The 4,107-nt window shown below is 74.5% G+C and carries 3 protein-coding genes; 2 read left to right on the forward strand and 1 reads right to left on the reverse strand.

Features of this window, described 5'->3' with window-relative positions; translation table 11 throughout:
• Together H0X00_RS22160 and holA are read left to right on the forward strand one after the other, a co-directional pair.
• Positions 1–2,170 (forward strand): ComEC/Rec2 family competence protein (locus tag H0X00_RS22160; RefSeq protein WP_293774926.1); only part of this gene is annotated, 2,170 nt, incomplete at its 5' end.
• A gap of 244 nt (positions 2,171–2,414) precedes the next feature.
• Positions 2,415–3,386, forward strand: a complete 972-nt coding sequence (gene holA / locus H0X00_RS22165; RefSeq protein WP_293774928.1) for a DNA polymerase III subunit delta — start codon at positions 2,415–2,417, stop codon at positions 3,384–3,386.
• 28 nt (positions 3,387–3,414) lie between these two features.
• On the opposite strand, the gene H0X00_RS22170 is transcribed toward holA, so the two are convergent.
• Positions 3,415–4,107, reverse strand: a 693-nt coding sequence (locus tag H0X00_RS22170) for a DUF732 domain-containing protein (RefSeq protein ID WP_293774929.1), incomplete at its 5' end; no start/stop codon positions are given.

Raw genomic sequence — 4,107 nt, forward strand, 5'->3', positions numbered from 1 at the left:
GTCCCGGCTCGCGGGATCTGCGGTGCTCGCGGCTGCCCTCGGGGTGGGGGCGGCGGCCGGGATCGGGGCCGCGGCGCGGGTGTCCGCCATGGCCGCCGGACCCGTGGACGAACTGGCCGCGCAGCGGGCCACCGCCACCGTCGACCTGCGGGTCACCGGCGACCCGGCGGTGCGCCCGACCACATCAAGGTTCGGCTCCGGAGAAGTGATCACCGTGCCGGTCCTGGTGCAGCGGGTCGCTGCGCGCGGCCAGCTGACCGAGGTGCGCAGCCGGGTGCTCGTGGTCGCGATCGACCGCGCCTGGACCGATCTGATCCCGGGTCAGGAACTGCGGGTGGCCGGCCGCTTCGCCCCGTCGCGGCCGCACACCGCCACCGCCGCGCTGCTGCAGGTCCGGGGGCGGCCACCCTCGGCGTCGACGGCTCCCTGGCGGGACCGGGCCGCGGTCGACGTCCGCGCCGGGCTGCGCTCCGCGGTCGCCGGCCTGGGGCCCGACGAACGCGGCCTGGTGCCAGGTCTGGTTCTCGGCGACACCTCGGGTCTGGACCCCGGCCTCGAGGAGGACTTCCAGGTCGCCGGGCTGTCCCACGTGGTCGCCGTCTCCGGGTCGAACCTCGCGCTGCTGCTCGGTGCCGTCCTGGGCCTGGCGCGCCTGTCCGGGGTCCGGTTGCGGGCGCTGCCACTGGTGGGCCTGGCCACCGTCGTGGTGTTCGTCTTCATCGCCCGGCCCGAACCCAGCCTGCTGCGGGCGGCGGTGATGGGAATCGTCGGTGTGATCGGGCTCGCGGCCGGACGCGGCGGTCGGGCGGCGCCCGCGCTGTGCGCGGCGGTGGTGGTGCTGTTGCTGGTCGATCCCTGGCTCGCCAGGAGTTACGGCTTCGCGCTCTCGGTGGTGGCGACAGCCGGCCTGATCGTGCTGGCGCCGCGGTGGCGCGACCGCTTGGCCACCCGGATGCCGCGCGCATGGGCGACGGCGTTGGCGGTGCCCGCTGCCGCGCAGGCCGCGTGCGGCCCGGTCATCGTGCTACTCACCGACGACGTCGGCCTGATCGCGATCCCGGCCAATCTGCTGGCGGTCCCGGCGGTGCCGCCGGCGATGCTGCTGGGGGTCCTGGCCACGTTGACGTGGCCGGTCTGCCCGCCGCTCGCGCGGTTCTTCGGCGAACTGGCCGGGGTGCCCGCGTGGTGGATCGTCACCGTCGCCCGCCAGGCCGCGGCCGTTCCGGGCGCGAGCCTGCCGTGGGTCGGCGGCGTCCGCGGTGCCCTGGTGCTCGCGCTGCTCACCGTCGCGGTAGTGACGGCCCGTCAGCTTCGCCGGGTCGCCCTGGTGGCCGCGCTCATCGCCGCCCTGCTGCTGATCCGTCCGCAGGTCCCGTTGCCGCCTTTGTTGTCCGGGTCCTGGCCACCGCGGGACTGGGTGCTGGTCGCCTGCGACGTCGGGCAGGGGGACGCGCTGGTGATCAACGCCGGACCCGGGACGGCCGTGGTGGTCGATGCCGGGCCGGACCCGGCGGCCGTCGACGGCTGCCTGCGCCGGCTCGGGGTGCGGCGCATCCCCTACCTGTTGCTCACCCATTTCCACGCCGACCACGTCGAAGGCCTGCCCGGCGTGCTCCGTGGCCGGCAGGTCGCCGAGATCGGGGTGAGCCCGCTGCCCGACCCGCCGGGGCAGGTCGAGGAGGTGACCCGCTGGGCCGGACGCATCCCGCTCACCCACCCGGCGCCGGGGGAGCAACGGGTGGCCGGGGCGGTGTCGTGGCGGGTGCTCTGGCCGTCCCGCCTGATCTCCGAAGGCTCGCCGCCGAACAACGCCTCGGTGGTGCTGTTGGCCGAGGTTCGCGGGATTCGCATCCTGCTCACCGGCGACGTCGAACCGCCGGCCCAGGCCGTCCTGCACCGCGCCGAGCCCGGGTTGCGTGCGGACGTGCTGAAGATCCCGCACCACGGGAGCGCCCATCAGGACGCGGAGTTCCTGACCTCCCTCGGCGCCCGGGTCGCGATCGCCTCGGCCGGCGCGGACAACGACTACGGCCACCCCGCCCCGAGCACGCTGCGCGTCCTGCTGCAGGCCGCGATGCGGGTCGCCCGCACCGACCAGCAGGGCGACATCGCCGTCGTGCTGCGCGACGGACGCCTCCGCGTGGCAGCCAGGCACGGCAATGAGTTCTGACGGGGCTATCGAGCCGGTGAATTCCGTCGGCTGACGATCAAAGTTGAAACAGGAGTGACGGGACTCGCCGACGCTGACGCCACTTGCGCACCAACCTTGATCTGCAGCCGACGCGCCGGGACCGGACCCCCGAGCACACCCGGAAGCCCCAGCCCTGAATCGTCGGCGGGGCGTGGCATGCTCCCCAGCGTGAGCCCGACGTGAGCCCGACGTGAGCCCGACGTGAGCCCGACGTGAGCCCGACGTGAGCACCGCGCCTGCCCCGCTGCCGGGGCTGACGCTCGTGCTCGGCCCGGAGGAGTTGCTGGCCGACCGGGCGGTACAGACCGCGAAGCGCGCCGTGCGCGCCGTCGAACCGGACGCGGACGTCCACGACATCGACCCCGGCACCCTCGCGCCTGGCCAGCTGGCCGAGATCACCAGCCCGTCCCTGTTCGCCGAGCGTCGCCTGGTGATCCTGCGCGCCGCCCAGGACCTCTCGCAGCCGGTCCTCGGTGAGGTCGACGCGATGCTCCGGGACGTCCCGGAGGACGTCTGCCTGGTGCTCGTCCACGTCGGCGGGGCCAAGGGCAAGGCACTGGCCGACGCGGCGAAGAAGGCCGGGGCCGTCATCGTGGACTGCTCCGAGGTGAAGAAGCCCGGGGACAAGCTGACCTTCATCTCCGGTGAGTTCCGGGCGGCCGGTCGGCGGATCGGGCAGGACGCCGCGCGGGCCCTGCTCGACGCGGTCGGTGGCAACCTGCGCGAGCTCGCGGGCGCCTGCAGCCAGCTGTCGGCGGACATCCCCGGCGGCATCGAGGCCGACACGGTGCGCCGGTACTACGCCGGCCGCTCCGACGTTACGAGCTTCCACGTCGCCGACCTGGTGCTGGAGGGACGGACCGCGGAGGCGTTGGCGGAACTGCGCTGGGCGCTGTCCTGCGGGGCTGCCGGACCCGGGGTGGTGGGGGCGCTGGCGTCGAAGTTGCGCGAGCTGGCCAAGGTCGCCTCGGCGCCGCGGGGAATGTCCCCGGCCGACCTCGCCCGCGACATCGGCGCCCCGCCGTGGAAGATCGACATGCTGCGCCGCCAGGCCCGCGGCTGGACCCCGGACGGGATGGCCCAGGCCCTGATCCTGGCCGCCGCTGCGGATGCGGCGGTCAAGGGCGGGGCGGTCTCGGCGGAGTACGCCCTCGAGCGGGCGCTGGTCGACATCGGCGCGGCCCGTCGAGGCTGAGCCGGCCGGTCGCGGCTGCCGGCGCCGACTATCCGACCGCGGAATCAGGCGGCTCGGTGCTTCCTTGCGCCGCGGTGGAGCCCTGGCGGGCGCCCTGACTGTCGGCCGTGAACGTCTGCAGCTTCTCGTGGTGCTTAGGGCACAGGTAAGTGACGGCGGAGGCGACTACGAGCTGCCCGCCGTTGGGGATCCGGTACATCACGCTGGTGCGGACGGCGTCGTAGGTGGTGCCCCGGTCGAGGGACCCGCAGGCCTCGGTCCCGGTGCTGAGCAGGTACTGCTCCCCGAGCGAGGAGAAGGTGTAGCCCTGGGCGGAGTCGAGCTCGAAGAGGTGCCGCAGGTAGCGGTCGATCGCCGCGTCCGCCGGGCCAGTGCCCGACGAGGAGCCCGATGAGGAGTCCGGCGCGGTACTGGTCGGATCGATGCCGGGCAGCCCCGTGCCCGTCTGACCCGTCAGGGGCTGGCCGGTCACGGTGTCGCCGGTGTCGGCGTTGGCGCCGGGGATGCTGTCGGCCGACGACGCGCTCTCGTCCTCGAGCTGGGACTGGGCACTGGTCCGGTCCGCGTCACCGCCGGGCCGGGCCAGCAGGTAGACCACCGGCACCGCGAGCACCACCGACAGCGACCACGCCGCCCAGCGCATGCGTAGCACCGGCCGCGCCGGATTGGGGGCACCGAATGTCGGTTGGGGGTGGATCGAGAGCGGGGCGCCGGCGCGCGC

It is taken from the genome of Sporichthya sp. (assembly GCF_013815995.1).
GTDB lineage: Bacteria > Actinomycetota > Actinomycetes > Sporichthyales > Sporichthyaceae > Sporichthya.